This window comes from Marinitoga sp. 1155 (assembly GCF_001021175.1).
Lineage (GTDB): Bacteria > Thermotogota > Thermotogae > Petrotogales > Petrotogaceae > Marinitoga.
Genome location: NZ_AZAX01000016.1, coordinates 19,583 through 45,111, shown reverse-complemented (window position 1 = coordinate 45,111; position 25,529 = coordinate 19,583). Strand labels below are relative to the sequence as shown.

General features: G+C 28.8%; 23 protein-coding genes. 9 read left to right on the top strand and 14 right to left on the bottom strand.

The window, feature by feature from the left end:
- Positions 1–725: 725 nt before the first annotated feature.
- From hpf to X274_RS06490, 6 genes are all read right to left on the bottom strand, one after another.
- Positions 726–1,271 (bottom strand): ribosome hibernation-promoting factor, HPF/YfiA family, encoded by a 546-nt coding sequence (gene hpf, locus X274_RS06515; protein ID WP_047266013.1) that lies wholly within the window; start codon positions 1,269–1,271, stop codon positions 726–728.
- 142 nt (positions 1,272–1,413) lie between these two features.
- Positions 1,414–3,084 carry an ABC transporter permease gene (locus X274_RS06510; protein ID WP_047266012.1) on the bottom strand — a complete coding sequence of 557 codons (1,671 nt, stop codon included), beginning with the start codon at positions 3,082–3,084 and terminating at the stop codon, positions 1,414–1,416.
- Positions 3,085–3,097: 13 nt separating this feature from the next.
- A complete protein-coding gene (locus tag X274_RS06505; RefSeq protein WP_047266011.1) occupies positions 3,098–4,075 on the bottom strand; it encodes an ABC transporter permease in 978 nt (325 codons plus the stop codon).
- An 84-nt stretch (positions 4,076–4,159) separates the two neighbouring features.
- Positions 4,160–5,902, bottom strand: coding sequence for an ABC transporter substrate-binding protein (locus X274_RS06500; RefSeq protein WP_047266010.1), 1,743 nt, complete (start codon positions 5,900–5,902; stop codon positions 4,160–4,162).
- A 19-nt stretch (positions 5,903–5,921) separates the two neighbouring features.
- The gene (locus tag X274_RS06495; RefSeq protein ID WP_047266009.1) at positions 5,922–7,085 is read right to left on the bottom strand and encodes an ABC transporter ATP-binding protein; all 1,164 of its coding nucleotides are present in this window, start codon (positions 7,083–7,085) and stop codon (positions 5,922–5,924) included.
- Positions 7,085–8,110 carry an ABC transporter ATP-binding protein gene (locus tag X274_RS06490; RefSeq protein ID WP_047266008.1) on the bottom strand — a complete coding sequence of 342 codons (1,026 nt, stop codon included), beginning with the start codon at positions 8,108–8,110 and terminating at the stop codon, positions 7,085–7,087. Before X274_RS06490 ends, X274_RS06495 begins: the two co-directional genes overlap by 1 nt.
- Before the next feature lie 148 nt (positions 8,111–8,258).
- Here X274_RS06490 and X274_RS06485 point away from each other — a divergent pair, with 148 nt between their 5' ends.
- Positions 8,259–8,495: a S4 domain-containing protein gene (locus X274_RS06485; RefSeq protein ID WP_047266007.1), complete on the top strand. Its 237-nt coding sequence runs from the start codon at positions 8,259–8,261 to the stop codon at positions 8,493–8,495.
- Here X274_RS06485 and X274_RS06480 read toward each other — a convergent pair.
- The 3 genes from X274_RS06480 to X274_RS06470 are packed head-to-tail and all read right to left on the bottom strand — an operon-like array spanning position 8,492 to position 11,471.
- Positions 8,492–9,724, bottom strand: a complete 1,233-nt coding sequence (locus X274_RS06480; protein WP_047266006.1) for a replication-associated recombination protein A — start codon at positions 9,722–9,724, stop codon at positions 8,492–8,494. The genes X274_RS06485 and X274_RS06480 overlap by 4 nt on opposite strands.
- 9 nt (positions 9,725–9,733) lie before the next feature.
- Complete coding sequence (locus X274_RS06475; RefSeq protein WP_047266005.1) at positions 9,734–10,600, bottom strand: DegV family protein; 867 nt, start codon at positions 10,598–10,600, stop codon at positions 9,734–9,736.
- Positions 10,601–10,604: 4 nt separating this feature from the next.
- A complete protein-coding gene (locus tag X274_RS06470) occupies positions 10,605–11,471 on the bottom strand; it encodes a DegV family protein (protein ID WP_047266004.1) in 867 nt (288 codons plus the stop codon).
- A 102-nt stretch (positions 11,472–11,573) separates the two neighbouring features.
- Here X274_RS06470 and X274_RS06465 point away from each other — a divergent pair, with 102 nt between their 5' ends.
- The 8 genes from X274_RS06465 (at position 11,574) to X274_RS06430 (ending at position 19,798) form a co-directional block, all read left to right on the top strand.
- Positions 11,574–12,182 (top strand): CBS domain-containing protein, encoded by a 609-nt coding sequence (locus X274_RS06465; protein WP_047266003.1) that lies wholly within the window; start codon positions 11,574–11,576, stop codon positions 12,180–12,182.
- Positions 12,183–12,194: 12 nt separating this feature from the next.
- On the top strand, positions 12,195–12,812 hold the full coding sequence (locus X274_RS06460) for an MBL fold metallo-hydrolase (protein WP_047266002.1): 618 nt from the start codon (positions 12,195–12,197) through the stop codon (positions 12,810–12,812).
- 37 nt (positions 12,813–12,849) lie between these two features.
- On the top strand, positions 12,850–14,310 hold the full coding sequence (locus X274_RS06455) for a glycogen synthase (RefSeq protein ID WP_047266001.1): 1,461 nt from the start codon (positions 12,850–12,852) through the stop codon (positions 14,308–14,310).
- 9 nt (positions 14,311–14,319) lie between these two features.
- On the top strand, positions 14,320–15,324 hold the full coding sequence (gene galT, locus X274_RS06450; RefSeq protein WP_047266000.1) for a galactose-1-phosphate uridylyltransferase: 1,005 nt from the start codon (positions 14,320–14,322) through the stop codon (positions 15,322–15,324).
- Positions 15,321–16,520 (top strand): hypothetical protein, encoded by a 1,200-nt coding sequence (locus X274_RS06445; RefSeq protein WP_047265999.1) that lies wholly within the window; start codon positions 15,321–15,323, stop codon positions 16,518–16,520. The genes galT and X274_RS06445 overlap by 4 nt, the downstream gene beginning before the upstream one ends.
- 175 nt (positions 16,521–16,695) lie before the next feature.
- Positions 16,696–17,946, top strand: a complete 1,251-nt coding sequence (locus tag X274_RS06440; RefSeq protein WP_047265998.1) for an ABC transporter substrate-binding protein — start codon at positions 16,696–16,698, stop codon at positions 17,944–17,946.
- 144 nt (positions 17,947–18,090) lie between these two features.
- The gene (locus X274_RS06435; protein WP_047266019.1) at positions 18,091–18,915 is read left to right on the top strand and encodes a carbohydrate ABC transporter permease; all 825 of its coding nucleotides are present in this window, start codon (positions 18,091–18,093) and stop codon (positions 18,913–18,915) included.
- A 31-nt stretch (positions 18,916–18,946) separates the two neighbouring features.
- Positions 18,947–19,798, top strand: a complete 852-nt coding sequence (locus X274_RS06430; protein WP_047265997.1) for a carbohydrate ABC transporter permease — start codon at positions 18,947–18,949, stop codon at positions 19,796–19,798.
- Between the two features lie 28 nt (positions 19,799–19,826).
- Here the strand turns inward: X274_RS06430 and X274_RS06425 are convergent, their stop codons facing one another.
- From X274_RS06425 to cheB, 5 genes are all read right to left on the bottom strand, one after another.
- Complete coding sequence (locus X274_RS06425) at positions 19,827–21,443, bottom strand: HD-GYP domain-containing protein (protein ID WP_197073332.1); 1,617 nt, start codon at positions 21,441–21,443, stop codon at positions 19,827–19,829.
- Positions 21,444–21,534: 91 nt separating this feature from the next.
- Positions 21,535–22,908, bottom strand: coding sequence for a GAF domain-containing protein (locus X274_RS06420; RefSeq protein WP_047265995.1), 1,374 nt, complete (start codon positions 22,906–22,908; stop codon positions 21,535–21,537).
- Positions 22,909–22,918: 10 nt separating this feature from the next.
- Positions 22,919–23,311 carry a response regulator gene (locus X274_RS06415; protein WP_052913214.1) on the bottom strand — a complete coding sequence of 131 codons (393 nt, stop codon included), beginning with the start codon at positions 23,309–23,311 and terminating at the stop codon, positions 22,919–22,921.
- A 13-nt stretch (positions 23,312–23,324) separates the two neighbouring features.
- Positions 23,325–24,464: an HD-GYP domain-containing protein gene (locus tag X274_RS06410; protein ID WP_052913213.1), complete on the bottom strand. Its 1,140-nt coding sequence runs from the start codon at positions 24,462–24,464 to the stop codon at positions 23,325–23,327.
- Positions 24,451–25,521, bottom strand: coding sequence for a chemotaxis-specific protein-glutamate methyltransferase CheB (gene cheB / locus X274_RS06405; protein ID WP_197073331.1), 1,071 nt, complete (start codon positions 25,519–25,521; stop codon positions 24,451–24,453). The genes X274_RS06410 and cheB overlap by 14 nt, the downstream gene beginning before the upstream one ends.
- Positions 25,522–25,529: the final 8 nt, after the last annotated feature.

The following is a 25,529-nucleotide window of genomic DNA, read 5'->3' as shown; positions in this document are numbered from 1 at the left end:
ACATAATAACAGGTCTTTTTATCAACAGGACCACTTGTACAGAATCTTCTCATTATTTCACCTCCGGTGTTACACGCTTACGGCGGGTTTTGGGATTAAAAATTGGATTTAATTAAAAAAACTTTTGAGCTATTGCTCTCCTACGGGGGGTTATAGGATAAAAATTTAATATTTTAAAATAAAAACTTTTTAATATTTTCAAAGAAAATATTCATACCTCCGGTAGGGTATTGGATTAAAAACTTTAGATTTGAATTAAAACAAAAAAATTCTGAGCTGTCGCTCTCCTTCGGTAAATATTAGGATAAAATCATTTTATTTTAAAAAATAAATTCTTAAAATATTTGCAAAGCAAATATCTTCGCCTACGGCGGGTTTTTGGATTAAAAAATTGGATTTTAATATTAAAAAAACACTTGAATATTTGCTTCGCAAATATTCACGCCTACGGCTGGTATCGGTTTAATTTTTTTTGATTTTTATACACTTGAATTATATCACATTTTAGTAATTTCATTTTAAAATAATCACACAACTATTGCACTCTCTTTTTTGTCCCAGCAATATATGAAAAAGACTATGATATAACAAATTTAAGAAATAATATTTCAGAAGGTGAATTATATAGGAATATACGATTAATTATTCTTTGAATAAATTTAAATATTCTGATATTCAATGTTCTATTAATAAAATAAGCGGGGAAATTCCCCGCTTTATTTATATTAACCTATAAATTCTATTAACCCTAAACTTCCATCTTTCCTTTTATAAACAACATTAACTTCTTCTGAATCTGAGTTTCTAAATACAAAAAATTCATGACCCAATAATTCCAGTTGCAATACAGCTTCTTCCAATGAATACATATTTAAATCAAAACGCTTTTTTTTACTAATTTTTGTCCATATTTCCTCTTCTTCTTCAATAATCTCACTGTTCATTTCTTTAAATGGGTTAGGTGCATCGTGATTCTGCAATTTTGATTTGAACTTTTTTAATTTTCTTTCAAAAGCATCCGAAACTCTATCAATTACTTCATAAAGATCCGTACCCCTCTCCTCAACCTTTAAAATGCTACCTTTAAATTTTAAATGTGATGTAACTTCAACCTTATAGATTTCCCTTTCTTTTTCAACTCTGATATCTGTGCTCATAAGTAAATCGTCATGTTTTTTAAAAACCCTATCAATTTTTTCCATTCTTTTTTCTAGATAATTTTCTAATGCAGCTGTTAACTCGATGTTTTTAGTAAATAGTTTGTAATCCATAAGAACACCTCCTTTGGAAGATCCCTAATATAATCATATCACTTTTTTTTAAAAAAGTCAAATTTTCTTAACATAAACAAAATAAAAATATAGTTATAAAGTATATAAAAAAGATGATTCCATTGGAATCATCTTTTTTATATTAATGACCTAATGCTCTTGGATCCAGAGCGTCTCTTATTGCATCACCAAATAAATTGAATGCTAAAACAGTTATAAATATGAACAAACCAGGTAACAATAGCCATGGATAATTAGTTAAGGCTGTAATATTTTGAGCCTGAGATAACATTAATCCCCAACTTGCTGAAGGTTCCCTGATACCAAGGCCAAGGAAACTCAAACCAGCTTCACCAAGGATATATCCCGGTATTGATAATGTTGCTGAAACAATAACATACGTTGCAGTATTTGGCAATAAATGTTTCCAGATAATTCTTCTTGATGGATATCCAAGTGCAACTGCAGCTTGTATAAATTCTGTTTCTTTTAAACCAAGAGTCATACCTCTTATAACCCTTGTCATTCCAGGCCAACCAATAAATGAAAGAATTACAATAATTAAGATATATTTTATAGCTGGTGATAATTCAGATGGTAAAATTGCACTTAATGAAACAAGCAAATAAAAACTTGGAATTGACATTAATATTTCTGTAAATCTCATTAGAACTTCATCTATCCATCCGCCAAAATATCCTGCTGTACCTCCTAACATCAATCCTATTGTAAATGTTATCATAATACCCAATAACCCGATGGTTAACGATACTCTACTTCCAAATACCAGTCTACTTATCATATCTCTACCAAATTTATCTGCGCCCCATAAATATATTATTCCATCTTTTGAAGCATAATCTTCTGCTAAAAATGGCATTTTACTCTTTTCCACACCAAATAGATGAATATTTCCAGGAATTATTCCAAGCCATTTATATTCCCAACCTTTGGTGAAGAACTTTATATTAAATTTTTTGAAATTTACTCCTTCAAAATTTTCTGGGTAATATTCATAAAAATCATCTTCTGTTTCAACTTCTATTGCTTCAAGTGAAACGTACTTTTTAAATTCTTTAATATCTTCTGGTTTTAAATTATATCTTGAAAGTTTTGATTTAGTTTTGTAATTTTCTACAAAATAAAAAGTTGAAGCTATTCCTCTGTCTTCTACGCTCAATAAAACATCTTCACCGTTTAATAAAGGAATTTGATCAATATTCAAAAAACCATCTTCATTTTTACTTAATGTTTTATTTTTTATACCCAATTCATCAAATGTAATTAATGGTTCTGTTTTTGTTTCAGTTAAAATCTTGTATTTTTTTCCATCCTGGGTAATAGCATATGTATTATAATTTAAAACAAATTGATAATTTGTAATTGTAGATTCAAAATCAGGATTATATTCGCCTATTTTTATTATAGTTTCTTTTTCAGTATCAAAATTTAAATCATCATATACTTTGAAACTATCAAAATATGTAGCTTCTTTGAATATACTTTGAAAGGTTACAGGATCCTTTACTCTCTTATATAAATATACATGAGGCCCAACAAATTCACCAGATACATCCTTCCAGAATACTTTCATAGGAGGTGCATACTTATATTGAATATGTTGTACCCTATAATCCATTGGTGACAGGAAATCTGCAAATAATGCAATCATATATAAAATAAGCAAAATCCACATTGATATAAGACCAAACTTATGTCTTTTTAAAGCTCTCCATACCAATTGTGGCGTAGATAAAAATTGCTTCTCAAAAACATCCTGCTTTTCCTGTTTTATATCTTTATTTTTAGCCATTATATTCCCTCCATTATCCTAATCTTAAACGTACCCTTGGATCTACTGCAGCAAGTAATATGTCGGCAATTAAATTACCTATAACAAGCATCAAAGATACCAACATTAAATTAGCCATTATAACAAATATATCCTGTTGTAATAAAGCTTCAATAATCAATTGTCCCATTCCTGGCCATCCAAAAACATTTTCTGTTAAAACTGCTCCACCTAAAAGCCCTGAAATAGAAAAACCCAGAGCTGTTATTATTGGATTAATTGCATTTCTTAAAGCATGTTTATAAATTACTACATTCTCAGGCATTCCTTTAGCTCTTGCAAACTCAACATAATCTTGCTTTAATTCATCAAGTAATTGTCCTCTCATAATTCTCATTGTTCCTGCCAATCCAGAAGTTCCAAGTGTAATCATAGGTCCTAATACATGCCAGAATATATCAAGAGCCTTTTTCCATACTGGAAATGTATCATAATCCAACGAGATAAAACCTCCAACAGGGAATATTTTTCCACCTGTTCTTGCTGCAAAGAATAAAAATAGTAAAGCAAAGAAAAAGTTTGGTATAGATAAACCTATAAATCCTATAACACCTACGATTTGGTCACCAAGACTATATTGATGTAATGCAGCGTATATACCCAGCGGGATACCTATCCCCCAGGTAAAAATGAATGTTGTTATACTGAGTAATAAGGTTGCTCCAACTCTTCTCCAGATTAAGTCCCAAACAGGTATTTGATAGGTAAATGATTGTCCCCATTCACCCTGCAACATGTTTCTTAACCATAAAAAATACTGAACAACAGGTGATTTGTCCAGACCAAACTGTCTTTCTAAATTTTTAACCTGATCAGCATTTACAGCCGGGTTTAATCTATAGCTATCTAAAAAATCACCTGGTGCAAGAGAGATTATCATAAATGATACAACAGAAACACCAAGTAATACTGGAATAGCCAGTATAATCCTTCTGATGATATACTTAAGCATAAAAAAACCTCCTCACATTAATTTGAAAAAGGAGTGGAGAAAACTCCACATTCCCCCACTCCCAATAAATTAAAAATTAAAATATTATTGATCTTTCCAGATATTCCAAGCTTTCCACAATACTCCTGCTGCTGGGTTTGGCTCTGGATTAAAGATATGAACTGTATTTTTGTAAGCAATTAAGTAATTTTGTGCCACAGTGTATACCAATACCTGATGTTCTGCTACTAACATCTGGAATTCATCGAATAATTTTTGTAATTCATCTCTGTCAACTGCACTTACCTGTAATCTCATGATTTCATCTATTCTCTTTTCATATTCAGGAACTACATAATCTGCTTTTAATGCATCATCAAACATCTTTGGTTTAATTTCTGGTGAATAATTCCAGAAATGTAAACCACCATCTAATCTCCATACATTCCAACCTGATGCAGGATCTACACCGCCTGTTAACCCTATAATAACTGCTTCCCAATCACCTGTTGCTACCAATTTTCCAACTAATGCATTGAATTGCATTGGTGCAAAGTTAACATCGATTCCTAATTTTGATAGGTTTTCTTTAACGATATTACCTATTTCTTCCCTTACATTGTTACCAGCATTTGTTGTTAATTCGAATTTAACCTGATTTCCATCAGCATCATATAATTTTCCACCTTTTAATACAAATCCACCTTTTTTAAGCTCTCTTTTTGCTCTTGACAATGAATATCTGAATCCTAAGTTTTCAACTTCTGGATTATAATATCCTGATGATGGTGAAACAGGACCATATAATGCTGCTCCTAAACCGTTGTATAATACATCAATCAATGTTTGTTTATCTATAGCATAAGCAATTGCTCTTCTGAAATGATCATTTCTGAACCATTTTCTCTTTACAGGATCCTTTGCATTGAAGTTAAATGTAACAAACTGTGAACCTAAGTTTGGACCACCCTGTCTTACTACCCAACCTTTTTCATCAGCCATAGCTCTGATTTCAGGGAATTCTTCAGCTGTTGGTGAGTAAATGTCTGTTTCGCCTGCTTCAAACTTTAATCTTGCTGTATTTAAGTCTTTAACAATAATATAAACTATCTGATCTAAATAAGGTAATTGAACTCCATTTTTATCTTTTCTGTAATAATTTGGGTTCTTTTCTAAAACTACTCTAACGCCTTCTTTATATTGTTTTAAAACAAATGGACCAGATGATACGACTTTATCAATATCTGCTAATGACCATGCTTCTTTGAATTTACCTTCTTCATAATATGGTTCTAAAATATGTTTTGGTAAAATCTCTGTCCATCCTATTGATTCATGACCTCTTCTGAATTTCGAATTATAAACAAATTGAACTGTATAATCATCAACCTTTACTATTTGAGGCAATTCATCATTTGAATCCATGTATCCAGCATTACCATTTGCAGTCATATTTTCATCAAACCATATTTTTTCAAATGACCAGATAACATCATCAATTGTTAATGGCTGCCCATCAGACCATTTTAAACCTTTCCTTAAAACATATGTGTAAATAGTTTTTCCATCTTCTGTAACCTTAGCAGAAAAATCTTTTGCCAATCCTGGTAATTCTGCAAGACCTTTGTTTGAAGAATGTACCAATGTGTCCAATACCCATCCTATAATATCCGTTGAAGATGTTTCCTGTGCCCAGGCAGGATTCATAGTCTTTGGACCTGATGTTGTTGTTAAGAATAATGTTCCCCCGGGTTTTCCTGACACGTCTTCAATTGCCCAATCTACTTCTTCGGCAAACACAGCTAATGCTGCAGTTAAAACGAACAATAAAACTAAAAGTTTCTTCATGCTACTCCCTCCCTTGAAGTTAAGATTTTGATTCAAATTTATAACATCCTACATAATGATTATTTCCCACTTCATAATATGATGGATACTTTTTAGAACATGGTTCAAATGCATATTTACATCTTGGTGAAAAGAAACATCCCTTTGGCCTGTTAATTGGCGATGGAACCTGTCCTTTTATAATAAACTGTTTTCTATCTCTTCTTTTTCTCGGATCCGGAACTGGCGCTGCATTTAATAATGCTTCAGTATATGGATGCTTAAAATTATCAAATATATCTTCTGAATCACCATATTCAACCATTCTTCCGAGATACATTATGCCAACATAATTAGAAATAAATCTAACAACCCCTAAATCATGTGAAATAAACAAATATCCTGCATTCAATTCTGTTTGCAAATCCTTTAATAATTTAATAATTTGTGCCTGAACTGATACATCAAGCGCCGATGTTGGCTCATCTAAAATTATTAAATCCGGTTTTAAAATTGCTGCTCTTGCAACAGCAATCCTTTGCCTTTGTCCTCCAGAGAATTGATGAGGGTATCTATCAACGTGATATTTCTTTAAACCAACATTTACAAGTATTTCTTTAACTATATCAAAAGCTTCATTTTTAGTTTTTGCTATACCATGAAACAATAGTGGTTCAGATAAAATAGTTCCCACAGTCATTCTTGGATTTAATGATGATGTTGGATCCTGGAATACAATTTGAACCTTTCTTCTAAAATGCATTCTTTTTTCCTTTATGTCAGAAAGCATATATTCAATAAATTTGCTTTCTCCATTTTTTATTAAAAATTCGAAATACGGCTTTTTATAATCAGGTAAATCTTTTAAAAATTGTGACTGTGATTTCTTTTTTATTTCACTATGCAATACTTCTATATAATGCTTTTTTAAATAGTCTTTTGCCTCGCTTCTTTTCATAAAGAAATAACTTGTATCTTTATCATCTATAAATATTTCTCCATCTGTTTGATTGTATAATCTTAATATAGTTTTTCCAATTGTTGTTTTTCCACATCCTGATTCACCAACAAGGCCATATGTTTCTCCTTTATCAAGTGAAAAAGTAACGCCATCAACAGCTTTAACATAACCAACCGTTTTTTCAATTATAAACCCATGTTTTATGGGGAAATATTTTTTTAAATCATTTACTCTTAAAAGCATTATTTATCTCCCTCCGTTCTTGTGTCCAATATAGGATTCCAACATCTAACAAAGTGCCCTGGCTCGATTTCTTTGAATTCTGAAAGCTCTTTTTTACATCTATCTATTGCTTTTGGACATCTTGGTAAAAATGGACACAAATTAGGAGGATCAAGCATAATGGGAGGTTGTCCTGGTATTGGTTCCAGATCCTCTTTTTTAGCATCATGCCTTGGAATACAATTAAGAAGCATATTGGTATATGGATGAATTGGTTTTTCAAATATAGTATTTACATCAGCCATTTCCATTTGCATACCACCATACATAACCATAACCTTATCTGCTATTTCTGCTACAACTGATAAATCATGTGTTATATATATCATGGCAGTATTGAACTCTTTTTGTAAATCTTTCATTAATTCTAAAATTTGAGCCTGTATAGTAACATCGAGAGCTGTTGTGGGTTCATCTGCTATTAATAATTCAGGATTACATGAAAGTCCAATAGCAATAACTATTCTCTGCCTTTGACCTCCAGAAAATTGAAAAGGGTAATCGTCAATTCTTTTATCTGCATTGGGAATACCAACTTTTTTTAATAAATCGACTGCTCTTTTTCTGGCTTCTAATTCAGAAACATTCTGATGATACATTATTGTTTCTATCATTTGATCTGCAACAGTATACATAGGATTTAAAGAGGTCATTGGATCCTGAAAAATCATCGCTATGTGTCTTCCTCTAATTCTTGTAAATTGATGTAACGGTAATTTTGTTAAATCTATATACTCTTTTTTTCCATCTTTACTAAATTCATCTGTATGAAATAAAATTTTTCCTTCTGGAATGTATCCTGGTTTTTTTATAAGCCCCATAATAGTTTTCATTGTTACACTTTTTCCAGAACCGGTTTCCCCAACAACTCCAAGAGATTCATTTTTATCCAATGTAAAAGATACACCATTCACTGCTTTTACCGTTCCTTCGGCTATGTCAAAATAAGTTTTTAAGTTTTCTACTATAAGAACTGGCTCAGACAACTCTATCACCTCATAATTTATGATTAATTTATTTTACTGTAACTAAAAATTTTCGCTAAATATATTATAATTGTTTTAAGGTACTATGTCAAGTATTAAGAAAGGTTTTTAATTTACAATTATGAAAAAAATTTCATGGAGGTTTAATATGCGCCTTGATAAATTTTTAAAAACACATAGAATAATAAAAAGAAGAACTATTGCAAACGAATTAGCTAAATCTGGAAAAATACAAAAGAATGGTAAAAATCTAAAACCTTCTTATGAGGTTAAAATTGGTGATACAATAGACATTCTATTATACAATAAAAAAATTATTTTCAAAGTGTTAGAAGACTATAAAATTGAGTTATTACAGGAAATAAATGTGAATAAAAACACCTAATAGTTTTTAAACTCCTCCCATAACTTTTTTAATCTTTGTTTTATTTTGGTTTCAAAACCTATATTTTTTGGATTATAAAACTGGGTATTTCTTATATTTTCTGGTAAATATGTTTCTTTTATAAATCCTCCGAAATCATGAGGATATTTGTAGTTTTTTCCATACCCTTTATTTTTCATAAACTTAGTTACAGGATTTCTCAATTTCATTGGAATATCAAATTTTTTATCAATATACATTTTTGCCTTATTATATGTTTCAAGCGTTGAATTTGATTTTGGAACAGCCGATAAATATATTGTTGCTTCTGTTAGCGGATACAAACATTCAGGGTATCCTATTTCTTTTGTTGCATGAAAAGCCGAAACTGCTATATTTAAAGCCATGGGATCTGCAAGCCCTATATCTTCTGAAGCTAAAATTATCAGTCTTCTTGCTATGTATAAAGGATCTTCTCCATTTTCAAGCATATATGCAAGATAAAACACTGCAGCATCAGGATCACTTCCTCTTATACTTTTTATAAAAGCTGAAATTATGTCATACTTATCTTCTTTTGAATATCCAAAAACAGGCAGTATTTCTTTAAATGATTTCGCATTTATTTCATTTATTCCCATATCTATCAATGCTTCTATTGTATTTATAATCCTTCTAATGTCATAAGAAAAAAAATCTTTTAAAATTTTATTTAATTCTTTTGAAAAATGTATATGCGGATATATTCTTTTTATTTTATCCAGCAATATTTTTATTTCATATTCTGATAACGTTGAAATCTCAAAAATCAATATTCTCGAAAGCAAAGCTGGATTTATGGCAAAAGAAGGATTTTCTGTTGTTGAACCAATTAAAATCAAATCTCCCTTTTCGACATGAAGTAATAAAACATCCTGTTCTTTTTTATTCAATCGATGAATTTCATCTACAAACAGAATTGTTTGTTTATTAAAAAGCGTTGATTGAGAGCTCGATATAATTTTTTTTAATGTTTTCGAGCCTTCTAATGCTCCAGAAATCGTATAAACTTCATAAAAACTTTTATTTAATTCGTTTAAAAAAGCAGATATTAGTGTGGTTTTACCACATCCAGGCGGACCATAAATTACAAACGATTTGATTTTATTATTACTAATCCATGTATTCAACATATTCTTTAATTTTTCATTTCCTAAAACATTTTCTAATTTCTTTGGCCTTAATTTTTCATATAATGGAACATTATTCATGTTTTCTCCTCATTCTACTATTAATGCACCTATCCCAAACATATCTGGACCTGCATGTATTGTTAAAGTGCTCGAAAGTTTCCCTACAAAAACTTCTATTGAATGTTCTAAATGATTTATTTTTTCATAGAATTCACTTTGTAATTTTTCTACTTCTTTTGAAACTCCACTTATATAAACAGCAGCTAAATACTCATTTTCTTTAACAAACTTCAAGAATTCATCATACACTTTATTATATGCTTTTTTTAATCCCCTAACTTTCGATACTGTATAGTATATTCCATCATCACTATTTGAAATGATAGGTTTAATATTTAACATTTTACCTATTTTTGCCGAAACTCTTCCAATTCTACCGCCTTTTGCAAGATATTTCAAACTTGGTATTATAAAAAATATTTTCGATTTTTTAGCATTATTTTTTGCCCAATTAGCAACTTCTTCAAAAGTTTTTCCTTCTTCAAGCATTCGTATAGACTGATAAGCTACTAATCCTGCACCAATTGAAATATTTAAAGTATCGATGTTTTCTATTTGTAATTCTGGATACTTACTTTTTAATGACTCTGAAGTTAATTTAAATAGATTATATGTTCCACTCATACTACCAGAAATATTAAATGTCATTATTTTGTTTATTCCTTTTTCAATGAATTCTTCAACAGCTTTAATTATTGCTTCAGGTTTTGGTAATGATGTTTTCACATCACTATCCTCAAGTCTCTGTAATAAAAATTCTTCACTTATACTTCCCTCTTCATACTCTTTATCATTTATTATTATTCTTAAAGGAACTACCTTTATATTATATTTTTCAATAATATCTTCTGGCAAATCTGTTCCAGAATCCACTATAATACCAACATTTTCCATACAATCAACCTCCTATTCTTAATACTCCAATTCCTATTAAATCTGGACCAGTATGCACAGATAGCGTGCTTGACACCTTACTTTTAAAAATTTTTACAACATCTAATTTTTTCAGTCTTAATATTAAATCTTCTTGCATTCTTTTAACTTTTTCATTGTTTCCACTAATTACAACACCTGCTATAAATTTTTGATTATTTATAAATTTTAATACCTCTTTATATAACGCTTCTAAAGATTTACTCATTCCTCTAATTTTTGATACAGTATAATAAACTCCTTCTTCATTAACAGATATTATAGGTTTAACATTCATAATTTGACCTAACATAGCAGATACCTTTCCTATTCTGCCACCACGAGCCAAATATTTTAATGTTGGAACGATATAAAATACAGTTGCGTTTTTTATATCATTATTTATTAAATCTATAATTTCTTTAAATCCTTTTTGTTCTTTTATATATTCCAATGCTTTAATAACTATTAAAGCGGAACCAATGGAAATATTTAGCGTATCAATATTTTCAATTTCAATATCTTTATTATCCTTTTTTATACCATCTGAAATCATTTTAAATAAATTAAATGTTCCGCTCAACTTTTTTGAAATATTCAACGTTATTATTTTATTATACCCTTTTTCAATCATATTTTCTATAGCTGATTTAATATTTTCTGGTTTAGGTAAAGATGTTGTGATTTTTTCTTCCAGATGATCAAATAGAAAACTTTCCTCAAAAGAACCTTCGTCATATTCTTTACCGTTTATAATTGTTCTTAATGGAACAACACTTATATTATTATATTCATTTAAAATGTTCTCTGGCACATCACAACCGGAATCCACAATAACGCATATTCTCTCCATATTACCACCTCATAATATTTAAATTTCGTGTTATTCCAATTATAGCACAAAATTTATTATTTTTGGTGTATAATATAATTAAAAGAATAAAGGAGGATATTTATGTATGTGAAATTGTGGATGAAAAATAAATTTGAAACTTTACAAAGTACAAATACAGTAGATGATGCTATTAAAAAATTTTTTGAAAAAGATGACGAAATTGTACTTATTCTTCGAAAAAATGGAACCCTTCTTTCATCCATTTATCGTGGTGATATGGCTATTTTACAGGAGTATAACAGCGATGATTTTCTTATTGATATATTTGACCCAATAGAAGACTTCCTGTATGAAGATGATTTAGTTGAAGATGTATTACTAACAATGCTTGAAACGAATTATAAAGTATTGCCTGTTGTAGATTATGATATGAAACCTGTTGGTTTGTTTGGATTTCAAGAACTCATCAGAGCTATGGTAAATATTACAGCCCTTAATGAAATCGGTACAAAAGTCATACTTACCCTAGATGACAAACCAGGTGAATTGCAGAAGATTGTTGAAGTATTCAGCAATAATAATTTAAATATTTTATCCATGACAACATGCAAAATAAATAGTCAAAGACGAATGTTATCCATAAAATTATCCTTAAAAGATGTTAATACAGTATCTACTATACTGGATAAAAACAATATCGAATATGATGGAATTTACGAAGAAGCTTAAGGAGGGAAATAGATGAATTTTAAAATCATTTTAGACGGTGGGTTATTAACAATAACAGGAAGAGTTCATGGCACATTTTCATCTGTATTTTTACTAGAAGACGATAAAAGAAAGGTTTTAATAGATCCAGGTCATATTCATACAATTCAAGATATTGAAAATAACTTAAATATCTCACCAGAAGAAATAACCGATATAGTATTAACTCATGTTCATCTTGACCATGCATACAATTCAATTTTCTTTCCAAAAGCTACAATAAGAATTCATGAAAATTATAAAGGAAAAGATTATAAAAAATTCGGTCCTTTAATCGGTCAGGCATATCAGCAAATGATCGATTCATGGAATGGTAGGGTTGAAACATTTAAAGGAAATGAAACTCTATTTGAAACAATAAAAATAATTTATACCCCATATCACTCAAAAGAACATGTTTCTCTTTTTATAAAAACAGAAAATATGGGAAATTTATTTTTACCGGGTGATATATGTATGACAAAAATAGATTTTTATGATATTATGAGAAATTTGAGAACAGATAAGGTAGCAGAAATTGTAAAAAAATGGGCTGAAGAATCTGATTATATTATCTTCACCCATGACACACCATATAAAATGAAGAAATAATTTTCAAATAGATTTTTTAATAAAGGTGGTGATATGGATGAATGTTTCGCTGGTATCATATGAGGTTGATCCATTTGCAAAGGTTGGTGGATTAGCCGATGTCGTTGGAACATTGCCAAAGTTTTTGAAAAATAAAGTCGATAAAATAAATGTAATCATGCCTTTTCATAAAATAGTTGAAAAGAATATAAAAAAATACAATTTAACCCTCGAAAAGATAGCGGGAGAATTATACCCTATCAGTCATTCTTTTAAGTATCCATTTTCTGTTTATAAATCATATCTTCCAGAAACTGATGTTCCAATATATTTCATAAAAAATAACAATCTTTTTTCCACAGAAGAAATTTATGAATATCCCAATAAAGATCATCAAACTTCATATTTTTCAGATAGTGTTCTTGCTTTTATAAAAAATTATCTACCTGATACTGATATTTTACATATTAATGATTGGCAAACTGCTTTAATTCCTGTATATCTAAAAAACAATTACAGAGATGATAATATACTCTCAAAAATTTCTACTATATTAACAATACACAATCTGGGATATCAGGGAATTTTTTCTCCAGAAATATTGAGTATTGCCGGACTACCTGGTTATCTTTATAATATAGACGTTCTAGAATTTTTTGGACAGATTAATTTTTTAAAAGGTGGAATTCTTTTCAGCGATATAATAAATACTGTGAGCAAAACATATGCTGAAGAGATTCAAACTGAAGAATATGGATACAAATTAGATGGTGTTTTAAAGGTAAGAAATGATGATTTATATGGAATTTTAAATGGCATTGACTATAACCTCTTCAATCCAGAAACAGATCCTTTAATACCTTATAATTATAGTAAAAACAATTTAAAAAATAAAGTGAAAAACAAAACATATCTTCAGAACAAATTAAATCTTCCCATAGATGAGGATATACCTGTAGTAAGTTTTATAGGTCGAGTTGTTGAGCAAAAAGGTATAGATTTAATAACAGAAATTTTAGATTATCTGACGCTGTTTAATATACAGATAATTATTCTTGGAACAGGGGAAAAACGTTATGAGGATTTACTAAACAGTTTTCAAAATAAATATAGTGAAAATTTATCAATTAATTTAAAATTCGATAAAGAATTAGCTCAATTAATATATGCTGGAAGCGATATGTTTATTATGCCTTCCAAATATGAACCCTGCGGATTGGGTCAGATGTATGCAATGAGATATGGGACAATTCCAATAGTAAGATATACTGGTGGATTAGCAGATACAGTAAAAGAATTCTCATGCGAAAGACTTTCAGGTACAGGATTTGGTTTTTATGATTATTCATCATCCGATTTGCTTGTAAAAATATTGAAAGCCATTCATACATATAAAAGAAACAAGGAATGCTGGAATAAACTCATATTCAATACCATGAATGAGAATTTTTCATGGGAAAAATCGGCAGATGAATATTTACGTTTATATAATAGAGCATTAGCTAAAAAAAGATATTAGGAGGCTATTATGCCTGAATATAGAAAAGATCCTATAATAAACAGATGGGTTATCATATCAGAAGAAAGATCCAATCGACCCATAGATAAGTCATTTATAAAAGAAACTCAGTCTAATTTCTGTCCATTTGATAAAGGAAAAGAATCTTTAACTCCACCGGAAATACTGGCATTCAAGCAAAAAAATTCAAAACCAAATGATGAAAATTGGTGGTTGCGCGTTGTGCCTAATAAATTCCCAGCTGTAACACAAGAAAAAATACCTGTTTTAAAAAAAAATGGATTATATTATTCTGTAGAAGGCTATGGATATCATGAAGTTATAATAGAAACACCTATTCACAACACCACTATAGCATATATGGAATATTATGAGGTTGAAGAAATAATATGGGCTTATTTGAAAAGATTTAATTCAATAAAAAAAGATAAGAAGATAAAGTATGTCCAGATATTTAAAAATTATGGAACTACTGCAGGTGCTTCATTACAACATCCTCATTCTCAATTAATCGCAACACCAATAATTCCTATTTTCATAGAAGAAGAAATAAAAGGTGCTAAAAATTATTTTAACATAAAAAACAACTGTATATTTTGTTCAATTATTCAACAGGAAAAAGAAGAAAATATAAGGATTATAGAAGAAAACGATGATTTTATTTCTTTTGAACCTTTTGCACCACGTTTTCCATATGAAACATGGATAATACAAAAAAAACACAACTCAAATTTTGGAAATCTTGTTGTTTCTGAAGTCAAAAATTTTGCTGAAATACTTAAAAATACATTATTAAGATTAAATATTCTATTGGGAAATATACCTTATAATTATATGATACACACATCACCATTTGAAAATATTAATAATTCTTATTATCACTGGCATTTAGAAATTATACCGAGATTAACCAATGCAGCCGGTTTTGAATGGGGTTCCGGTTTCTTTATAAATCCTGTTTCACCAGAAAATGCTGCTCAAAATTTAAAATCCATAGAGGAGGGATTAATATGAAAAAAGTATTTGTATTTACTATTGTGCTGCTATTAGTTATTTCAACTTTCGCTTCATTTTATGTAAGACCTTATTTCAACACTGTAACTGTAAATAATCAGGATTATTTGACTTACTCTATTACAGGCGTTTTTGAAACACAAAATTTCGGCATAGGTCTTGGATTAAATGCATATCAAACAGAAATAGGCGGAAACCTATATTATGGAAAACCCGGAACAGAAGAAAAAACGGATGTATTAAGTGGTTTAACTATTAATCTATTAAAATTAAGAATGGGACCTTTGTATTTTAAATATGGATTTTCATTTCCTAAAACCGTTGGATTGGGAATGCTAATGTACAATTATACAAATAATTATCAAAATTCTCTTGATCTTGGATTAATTACCCAAACTTCAGAAGCTATTATTCATATTCCATATTCACTTGATTCAATTATGCCATTTGAATATAGCCAGAGTGGTTATTTATACTACGGTATATTAAAAACAAAATTAGGTTTTATAAATATAGAAACTTTTGCCGGAAAAACTATGTCAAAAAACAAAGTAGAACCATTAAGAGATGATTTATTAGGTAGTGTTTCGGCATATTTAGGTGGTGGAATCCTAAAATTTGGTGGTGAAGTTGGCTATATAAAATCAACATTTGATTCAACAACGGTTGAAGGATATGGTGCTGGTGCTGGTGGAATATTAAATCTTGGATTTATCACATTAAAAGCCTTGCCAGTTGTATTACAAATGCCATATTATAAACTTGGTTTTGTAAATGAAAACTATGAAAATTATCTTGAAGATAATACAAAATATAATGAATTATTATCCTATTCTGATACGAGATTAGGTGGAATTGGAGAATTACAGCTAAATCTTGGCTCATTATTAAAAGCTTCTGCAAGATTAAATTATGACTTATCTACAAAATTTGAAATATTAAATCCTGAATTAAATGGTTCTTTATATGCCAAAATACCTTCAGAACAATTGCCTTTGATAATTGTTGGAAAATATTATAAACCTATGAAAAACTTAGAAGAATTAAATGATTTATTGGGAGAGAATACAACAGCAGAAATGTCGATAGGTTATCCTATATCAAATGGTTTATTCATGTTATATACAAAATATTATGATAGTACAGAAGATACATTTAAAGATAAAATAGAATTTAGTGTAATTGGTGATTTTTGATAATTAAATATTATTAATATTAATTATTTTGCTTTTTCTTTGATTTAATTTGTTTTTCATTCATATACTTTCCACATGTGGATTTCAATTTTTTTAAAAAAACTGTTATAATTGAAATGAATTTGTTTATTTTAATTAATGAAAACGGTTGCGTAAAGAAAGGGAGGGTGTGAGCATGAAAAAGATTCTGGTATTATCTCTTGTTATTTTAATGACAGTTATTGGTATGAGTGTAAAAATCACCATGGCAGCTGGTGCAGTGGGTAAAGAGTTAGAGGTATTAATGAACCAAATTAAAGCATTTAACAAAATTTACCCGGACATAGAAGTTCAACTATTACCTATGCCAAATAGTTCTACAGCAAGACATGATTTATACGTTACATATCTTGGTGCTATGACATCAGATCCTGATATTTTAATGATTGATGTTATATGGCCAGCAGAATTTGCACCATTTGTTTTAGATTTAACAAAGGATTATGATTACTTTGAATTAGATAAATTTTTACCAGGAACAGTTAAATCAGGTACTGTTCAAGGGAAAATAGTTGCAATCCCATGGTTTACAGATGCAGGATTATTATATTACAGAAAAGATTTATTGAAAAAGTACGGTTATGATGTTCCACAAACATGGGAAGAATTAAAAACAGTTGCTGCTGACATTGCTTCAAAAGAGAACATAAATGGTATGTTATTCCAGTTAAACAGATATGAAGGTTTGGTTTGTGATGTTGCAGAATTTGTACACTCTTATGGCGCTGATTTTTTAGATGCAAATGGAAAGGTAATTATTGGCGATAAAGATAATCATGAAAGATTGGTAAAAGCTTTAACCATGTTAAAGAGCTTTATTGATGACGGCGTTGCTCCAAAAGGAGTTTTAACATATATGGAAGAAGAAACAAGAAGGCCTTTCCAGAATGGCGAATCTGTATTTTTAAGAAACTGGCCATACGTATGGTCATTGGCAAACGATCCTAAACAATCAAAAATCGCTGGTAAAATAGGAGTTGCTCCATTACCAAAAGGAGATATAGAAGGAGGAAGACATTCTGCAACATTAGGTGGATGGATGCTTGCAATTAACGCATATTCATCTCCAGCAGAGCAGGAAGCAGCTAAAAAATTCATTAAATTCTTAACATCTTATGATCAACAATTATATAAAGCAATAAATGCCGGCCAAAATCCTACAAGAAAAGCTGTTTATTCTGATCCAAAATTAAAAGAAGCTGCTCCATTTATGGTTGAATTATACAATGTCTTCATCAATGCAGAACCAAGACCTATTACTCCTGTATACACTGAAGTTTCAGATGCAATCCAGAGACATATACATGATTTCTTACTTGGAAAAAAGAGCGTAGAAAAAGCTTTAAACGATTTAGAATCTGAATTAAAAATGATAATTGGACAATAACTTTTGATTTTTTAACCGGGGGAAAAATCCTCCGGTTAAAATTTTAATGTGGTTTTAATAGGAGGGATATACTTGAGTGCAAAAATTAAAGTACGATATAAAAAGAAAGAACTATGGTTGGGATTCTGGTTAATTACTCCAGCAATGATGGCTATTTTCATTACAGCTTTTTTCCCCTTATTAAAAACTTTCTGGGATAGTTTCTTTTCTTTTGGCTTAAGACCAGGTATTCCAAAAAGATTTATAGGATTTGATAATTATATTAAATTGCTAAATGATACAAGGTTTATGACGAGTTTAATAAATACTTTAATATTTACGGCAATTTCTGTTTCATTGGAGTTTCTTCTTGGATTGATAACAGCTTTAATTTTAAATGCCGATTTTGCTTTAAGAGGATTGGTAAGGGCTGCTATATTAATACCCTGGGCTGTTCCAACCTCAGTATCTTCACAAATGTGGAAATGGATGTATAATGATCAATATGGCATTATATCACAAATATTATATAAATTAGGTTTTTTAGCTCCTGGAACTCCAATTTTAAGCGATAAATGGTCTTCTATGTTTGCTATTTTAGCTGTTGATGTATGGAAGACAGCACCATTTATGGCTTTATTATTGTTAGCTGGCTTACAGACAATTCCATCCGAATTATATGAAGCAGCAAGAATAGATGGTGCTTCAGGATGGAAGCAATTTACCAAAATAACTTTACCAATATTAAAACCTACAATCGCCGTAGCCCTTATTTTCAGAACATTAGATGCTTTAAGAGTTTTTGATATTTTCTATATTATGAACAAAGCCGTTGAAACTCTTGCAGTCTATAACAGACATATTTTAATGGATAGAGCATTTACTGGTGCATGGTTCGGGTATGGTTCATCGATATCTGTTGTAATATTTTTATTAATAAGCATTTTTGCTATAGTTTATATTAAATCATTAAATTTACGCTTTGATTAATCCCTGGATTGATCTAAAGGAGGACTTGTATATGATAAAATCTTATAAGACCAAAAAAAGGATAAGTGCTTTTATTTTATATATTTTAGTAATCATTATGCTTATTTTTTATATTTTCCCATTTTATTATGCTATTTCATCATCCATTACACCAAATTCCGAATTATTCTCCAGAAGCATTAAATTATTCCCAAAGAATCCTACTTTTAAAAATTATATATTGGTATTTACTGAAAGACCTTTTTACCAGAATATATTAAACTCTGTAATAGTTGCAGGAGCTACAACAATTCTTTCTTTAATATTTGGTGCATTTGCCGGATATGCTGTAGCAAGATTAAAAATACCTGGAAAAGTAGTTATAATGTCTATGATACTTGCTGTAAGTATGTTTCCTCAAGTTTCAATATTGGGAGCATTATTCCAAATATTAAGAAGCATGAAATTAATAAATACATATCCTGGACTGATTTTACCATATATTGCCTTAAACCTGCCATTAACAACATGGATATTACATAATTTCTTTAAAGAAATTCCTATTTCAATTGAAGAGTCTGCTGCAATTGATGGGTGCTCAAAATTTATGACTTTGTGGAGAATCATAATTCCACTATCTGCACCAGGTCTTGTTACAACAGGACTTTTAACATTCATAGCTGCATGGAATGAATTTTTATTTGCATTAACTTTTATGCAATTGCCAGAAAAATATACTGTTCCAGTTGCAATTGCTATGTTTTCAGGAAAAACATTTTATGAACTTCCATGGGGTCAATTAATGGCCGCTGCAGTTATTGTTACCTTACCACTGGTAATATTGGTATTGATTTTCCAGAAGAAAATCGTTGCCGGTTTAACTGCTGGTGCAGTAAAAGGATAAAAATAAAATCCCCCAATGGGGGATTTTATTATAATTCTGAAATTCCACCTATGGTTCTAATGGATGATTGCCTTCTGAAAATTATTCTATATATCGCCGATTGTAATCTTTCTGGTAATTCGAAAAATTTCGCCTCATATTCATTATAATATAACATCTTTTTCTTTGATATTAAAGTTGCAGGTATGAATAACTTTTCTCCGAATTCTTCAATATATATCATTATAACATCACCTTGTTTAAAAATATCGTCTTCCTGATTTATTGTAAAAATTATTCCTTCTGCAGCGAAAACCTTACATCTTGCAGATTTCATTTTTGATTTCAAAACATTCCACATAACAGGCGTTAATTTTTCCCGTAAAATTGGCGTAACTTCATTTTTATGTCCTAATAGTAAGTTGAAAGTCCAGAATACCTTTAATTTTGATTTTTTAGTTTCCCTTTTTTCTATTATTTTAATTACATATCCATACGGATTTTTTAATATAACCTGAGCTTTTGCTATTAATGGAAAATCCTTTGTTGTTATTTTTACTTTTAAAACTGAACCTATATTAATATTTTCTATTGTTCTTGTATTTACATAAAGAGTATCTCCTATAACTTTTTCTATTATTCCTGTCAATTCAATTAATTCTTCACCTAATCCTTCATATCTCAGATTAATTGTTTTTGATTGAAGTGTAAGATTAAAAAAACTATCGCTGCCAAATTCTGTATAATATATTTTAAGAGCTTCTATTCCTGCGTTTACAACATTAATATCATATAATTTACCTGCGGATTTTTCCAACACCTTTATAATATTACCTATTTCTTGATTTCCAGATAACACTATTTTTTCATCTATATAATTGGCTACTATTAGTATATTATCCTCCACGTCTAAATTTTTCTTTTTAAAATATCCTGTTCCTAACATATTTTCATGATGATTCAACGCTAATTTAACATATGGGTTCATCAATACATTCCCAAAAAACATTTCTTCAAGCCTTTGTAAATGAATACTAATTAATGGGTCTTTCTCCCTTTCATCTACATATTCTAACATTTCAGCAAGAGCTTTTTCAGAAAACCACATATATCCCAGGTCATGAATAAAGGAAGCTATTTGCAATTTATATAGACTTTCCTCATCCATTCCCAATAAAGTTCCTATAATCCCTGTTAAATCTGCAACTCTTAAAGAATGTTCATACAAAACTTCAGAATGATTTTGCAATAAATTCAAATAATTTTTTACAAAAGCCTTTATTGAATATTTATAATATTTATTAAAATATATTGCATCTATATTTTTTTCAAATATTGATAAAAAACGCGAAAAAACTTCCTTATTTTTTTTAAATAACAGCAACTCTTCTGAAATTAAGTAAAAAAAACCATAATTCTTTTCCTTTTCTGGTAATAGGATTGTTTTTATAACAAAATTATCAAATTTATTATTGATTAAAAAAGATATTTCATTGGAATATGAAATTTTAAAATTAGATTCTCTCTTTTCTTCAAAAACGTCATACATTTTTTCTGGTATTTTAAATGCAACATCCTCAGAATATTTTAAATATTCTTTATTTAAATTATCAAAAGTAAATACATTTAAAAAATTGTTTTTTTCGAGCTTTATAGCCAATCCCACAAATATATTTTTATTTTGAAACAATGTTCTTGAATATATATTTATGGCTCTTTTGATAACTTCTAAATTAAATATTTCAATCCCCCCGTTTTTATTCGGATTTGGCTGGTATTTCTATTATAAATATAATTTTTTTATTATTCTCACAATAATATTTTAAATTAATATGATAATTACTAAGCATATTTTTTGAAATATTTATGTTTTTCTCAAATTCAGAGGAAATTTTACATGTAATTGTATTACAACTGATCTTTAGTATATATAATATATCATTTTTAGTTAAATCTACATAAAATATTATATTTCTATCCAACTCAACATATTTTAAAATAGAGATCTGTATATTTAATATTGCATTTAATAAGATATTTTTTGAACCATATATATGCGCATCATCAGTATATGAACGTATATTAAACTTTATATTTGGATTTAAAAACATCAATTTTTTCCCAATTTCTACTAATACATTTTTCAAATTTACTATTTCTATATTTTCTTCAGTATAAAACCTATTTTTATACTGTATTATAGCATCTCGTATTCTATTAATAGACTTTTTTATTTCTGCTACCATATCTGGATAATTTTTTTCAAAAAAGAAAGTTATCAAATTTAAAGAGGTTAATGCACTATTAATTTCTTGAATCAAATCCCATGAAACAAAATTCATTAATAGCGTTTCTTTTGCAAGATCTGAATAATTTTCAAGTATTTTATTTAATTCTTCAGCATGTTTTATTAATAATACTTTTTCAAAAAAATTTTTTATTTTTTCTATTATATCGCTATCATATTCATAATCGTGTTTAATTTCAAAAAATTTATCTCCTATTCTTATCAAACCCTTTTTTATTGGTTCATTATATTCAATAAATTTTAAAGTTACTCTAAACTTTTCTTTCATCTTTTTTATAATTGTATCCATAAAGTCTTCAATTGTTTTTGTTTCAGAATAAGATTCAACTATTAATTCCATTACATTTACATATTTATTGAACCTTTCTTTTTCTTCATGAATTTCTTCTAATAATATTATATTATATATTGAAGGTAAAAGATATTTTCGTTCCTTTAAAAGATATTTTAAATCTTTTTTTTCGAAATTATTTTTTTCCCTATTTAAATTTATTATTCCTATTAATCTTTCCTTAAAAAAAAGTGGAAAAACAATTGCTGAAACTATATGCTTCTTCTTTCCTGTTATATTTAATTTTGATAAATTTTCATCATTTATAATCATAGGTTCTTTTTTCTTTAATACTAATTTATCTATATTTCCTATAGATATTTTATCAATATTTACTTTCAAATTTTTTTCTATCTTAAATATAACTCTTTCCTCTCCATTAAGGATAATAAGCGATCCAGAATCAACATTTATTTTGTTGATTATTCTGTCAAATATATCCTTTATATACTCATCAAACTCTTTGTAGGTTAAATTGGAAATAAAACCCATTTTTTTCACCTCATAGTAGTCCTAATGAGGTCTTCCACCTTTTCACCCTTTCAACATTCTCTTTTACTAAATTAATCATATGGTCTGGTTCAAACGGTTTTTCAATAAAATCAGTAGCTCCAAGGGTTAAAGCGTGAAGAACATAATCAGGACTTGAATATGCTGTCATCATTATAACAGTTGTTAATGGAGAAATTTTTTTAGCTTTTCTTAAAACTTCTATTCCATCCATATCTTCCATTATAATATCCAATAATACAACATCATATTCTGTATTTTTAATTAACTCTATCGCTTTTTTTCCACCATCAGCTAGATCAACTTCATATTTAGCACTTTCTAACACCTTTTTTAATACGTCTCTTATAACCTTATCATCATCAACTACAAGTATTCTCCCCATTTTATTACCTCCTTCAATCATTATTAAAAAATTTGTTTATTTTTAAAAATTTAATAAACTCTCCTGCTAAAAATGGATCAAACTGTAATCCTCGATTTTTTTTCAATTCCTTTATCGCTTCATTAACTGTTAAAGCTTTTCTATATGGCCTCTTAGTAGTCATAGCATCAAATGCATCAACTATAGTTATAATCCTCGATTCCATTGGAATTTTCTCTCCTATTAACCCATCTGGATAACCTGTACCATCATATCTTTCATGATGGTGTCTGATTATTTTTCCAATTTTTTCAAATCCTTCAAATGAACTTACTAATTCTTCCCCTTTTACCGGATGCTCTTTTATTTTATTTAATTCCTCTTCTGTTAAGCGATCATTTTTTAATAAAATTACTTGTGGTATTGATAATTTTCCAATATCATGCAAAACACTTGCTAAAAAAATATCATTTAATAAATCTTCTCTACCAATAACTTTTACAAGCGATGTTGCATAATATGATACCCTTTCAGAATGACCTTTAGTATATGGATCATAATAATCCACTGCTTTTAAAAACGCAAAAGCCGTATTTTTAAGAAAGTTTTTTTGTTTGTTATACAACTCCCGTGACATTAAAAATGTTGTGGCTATATTGCTTATTACTCTTATTAATTCAAATTCATATGGCTTTAATTCTTTTTTTAATAAATCTAAAATAATATATCCATGTAAGGCAAATGTTTTCATAGGAATAATGAGGCTATCTTTTACATCTATTATTTTATCTTTAACAATATCAAAATTTTTTAAATGTTTCCTATAGAAATTATCGACTATTTTTATTTCATCAAATTCTTCATTTAAAATTACAATATTATAATAAAGCTTTTTACTGTGTCCAAGAACGGAGATAAATCTAAAAATTTCATTTTCACTTTTTAAAACACATCCGAATTTTATATCTGGCAATAATTCTACAAAGATTGATAACATTTTATCAAAATATTTCTCTATAGAAATCTCTAAAGAAATATTAGAAATCAAATCTACTACTTTAATAAATCTATTATTTATTTCTTCTAATTCTTTATATGAATATTCGAGTTTTTTATATGCATCTTCAAGACTTTTTTTAAGTTTTTTTACTGTATATTTCTTATCTGTTTCCATTTTGCAGGCCAACCTTTTTTATTATTTCTTCTGCAATATTATATGAAGGCAAAATTTTATTTACTCCCTTGCGTTTGATTGCTTCAGCAGGCATTCCAAAAACTACAGCAGTTTCTTTTGATTCTGCAATAGTATACCCACCAGCTTCTTTTATTTTAACCATAGCATTTGCACCATCATCTCCCATTCCAGTCATTAAAATGCCAATTGTTTTTTTACCGTATATCTCTAAAACAGAATTCATCATAACATCTACCGATGGTATAAACAAATGTTTAGGTGTTTTTGATAAAAAAATATTTATACTTTCTAATCCATTTCTTAATTTTAGATGATACCCTCCACGCCCTACATAAACATATCCCGGTTTAATCTCCATATTTTCTTCTGCCTCTACTACTTTTAGTTCACAATTTGCATTTAACCGTTCTGTATATGTTTTGGTAAATTGAGAAGGTATATGTTGAACCAAAAATATTGCTGCATTTAAATTAGCTGGTAATTTAGGCAACACATCGTAAATAGTTCTTGGACCCCCTGTTGATATTCCAATTGCTACTGCAAAATAATCAGTATTAGAAATAGATGTTTTTACTTTATTTTCTTCTGATTTATAACTTTTTTTAGATTTTTCTTCAAAAAATTTTTTTTTAGCATTCTCTGAAATCGAAAATAAATATGCCGCATATAATCTCTTTAATAATTTATCCTTTAAATAATACAAATCACTAATTTTTGGTATATAATCAAAAGCTCCTAATTCTAAAGCTTCATAAGCTATAACAGAATGTTTTTCTCCTAATGAAGATATTACTATAACAGGTATATTTTTTTCTAAAATATATTGTAAAGCCGTTAATCCATCCATTGATGGCATTTTTATATCCATTAATATTACATCTGGATTTAATTCATTTGTTTTTTTAATAGCTTCAATTCCATCACGAGCCATTCCAATTACTTTAAATCTATTATCAGACTCTATTAATGTTTTTAAAATTTTTCTTGTTAAAGGTGAATCATCTGCAACCAATATTTTTATATGAATAAAAATCACCTCGATTC

Bases quoted from the DNA above. Each gene is read 5' to 3' on its own strand.
- hpf (WP_047266013.1), bottom strand. From the start codon at position 1,271: ATGGATTACAAACTATTTACTAAAAACATCGAGTTAACAGCTGCATTA.
- X274_RS06510 (WP_047266012.1), bottom strand. From the start codon at position 3,084: ATGGCTAAAAATAAAGATATAAAACAGGAAAAGCAGGATGTTTTTGAG.
- X274_RS06505 (WP_047266011.1), bottom strand. From the start codon at position 4,075: ATGCTTAAGTATATCATCAGAAGGATTATACTGGCTATTCCAGTATTA.
- X274_RS06500 (WP_047266010.1), bottom strand. From the start codon at position 5,902: ATGAAGAAACTTTTAGTTTTATTGTTCGTTTTAACTGCAGCATTAGCT.
- X274_RS06495 (WP_047266009.1), bottom strand. From the start codon at position 7,085: ATGCTTTTAAGAGTAAATGATTTAAAAAAATATTTCCCCATAAAACAT.
- X274_RS06485 (WP_047266007.1), top strand. From the start codon at position 8,259: ATGCGCCTTGATAAATTTTTAAAAACACATAGAATAATAAAAAGAAGA.
- X274_RS06480 (WP_047266006.1), bottom strand. From the start codon at position 9,724: ATGAATAATGTTCCATTATATGAAAAATTAAGGCCAAAGAAATTAGAA.
- X274_RS06475 (WP_047266005.1), bottom strand. From the start codon at position 10,600: ATGGAAAATGTTGGTATTATAGTGGATTCTGGAACAGATTTGCCAGAA.
- X274_RS06470 (WP_047266004.1), bottom strand. From the start codon at position 11,471: ATGGAGAGAATATGCGTTATTGTGGATTCCGGTTGTGATGTGCCAGAG.
- X274_RS06465 (WP_047266003.1), top strand. From the start codon at position 11,574: ATGTATGTGAAATTGTGGATGAAAAATAAATTTGAAACTTTACAAAGT.
- X274_RS06460 (WP_047266002.1), top strand. From the start codon at position 12,195: ATGAATTTTAAAATCATTTTAGACGGTGGGTTATTAACAATAACAGGA.
- X274_RS06455 (WP_047266001.1), top strand. From the start codon at position 12,850: ATGAATGTTTCGCTGGTATCATATGAGGTTGATCCATTTGCAAAGGTT.
- galT (WP_047266000.1), top strand. From the start codon at position 14,320: ATGCCTGAATATAGAAAAGATCCTATAATAAACAGATGGGTTATCATA.
- X274_RS06445 (WP_047265999.1), top strand. From the start codon at position 15,321: ATGAAAAAAGTATTTGTATTTACTATTGTGCTGCTATTAGTTATTTCA.
- X274_RS06440 (WP_047265998.1), top strand. From the start codon at position 16,696: ATGAAAAAGATTCTGGTATTATCTCTTGTTATTTTAATGACAGTTATT.
- X274_RS06435 (WP_047266019.1), top strand. From the start codon at position 18,091: ATGATGGCTATTTTCATTACAGCTTTTTTCCCCTTATTAAAAACTTTC.
- X274_RS06430 (WP_047265997.1), top strand. From the start codon at position 18,947: ATGATAAAATCTTATAAGACCAAAAAAAGGATAAGTGCTTTTATTTTA.
- X274_RS06420 (WP_047265995.1), bottom strand. From the start codon at position 22,908: ATGGGTTTTATTTCCAATTTAACCTACAAAGAGTTTGATGAGTATATA.
- X274_RS06415 (WP_052913214.1), bottom strand. From the start codon at position 23,311: ATGGGGAGAATACTTGTAGTTGATGATGATAAGGTTATAAGAGACGTA.
- X274_RS06410 (WP_052913213.1), bottom strand. From the start codon at position 24,464: ATGGAAACAGATAAGAAATATACAGTAAAAAAACTTAAAAAAAGTCTT.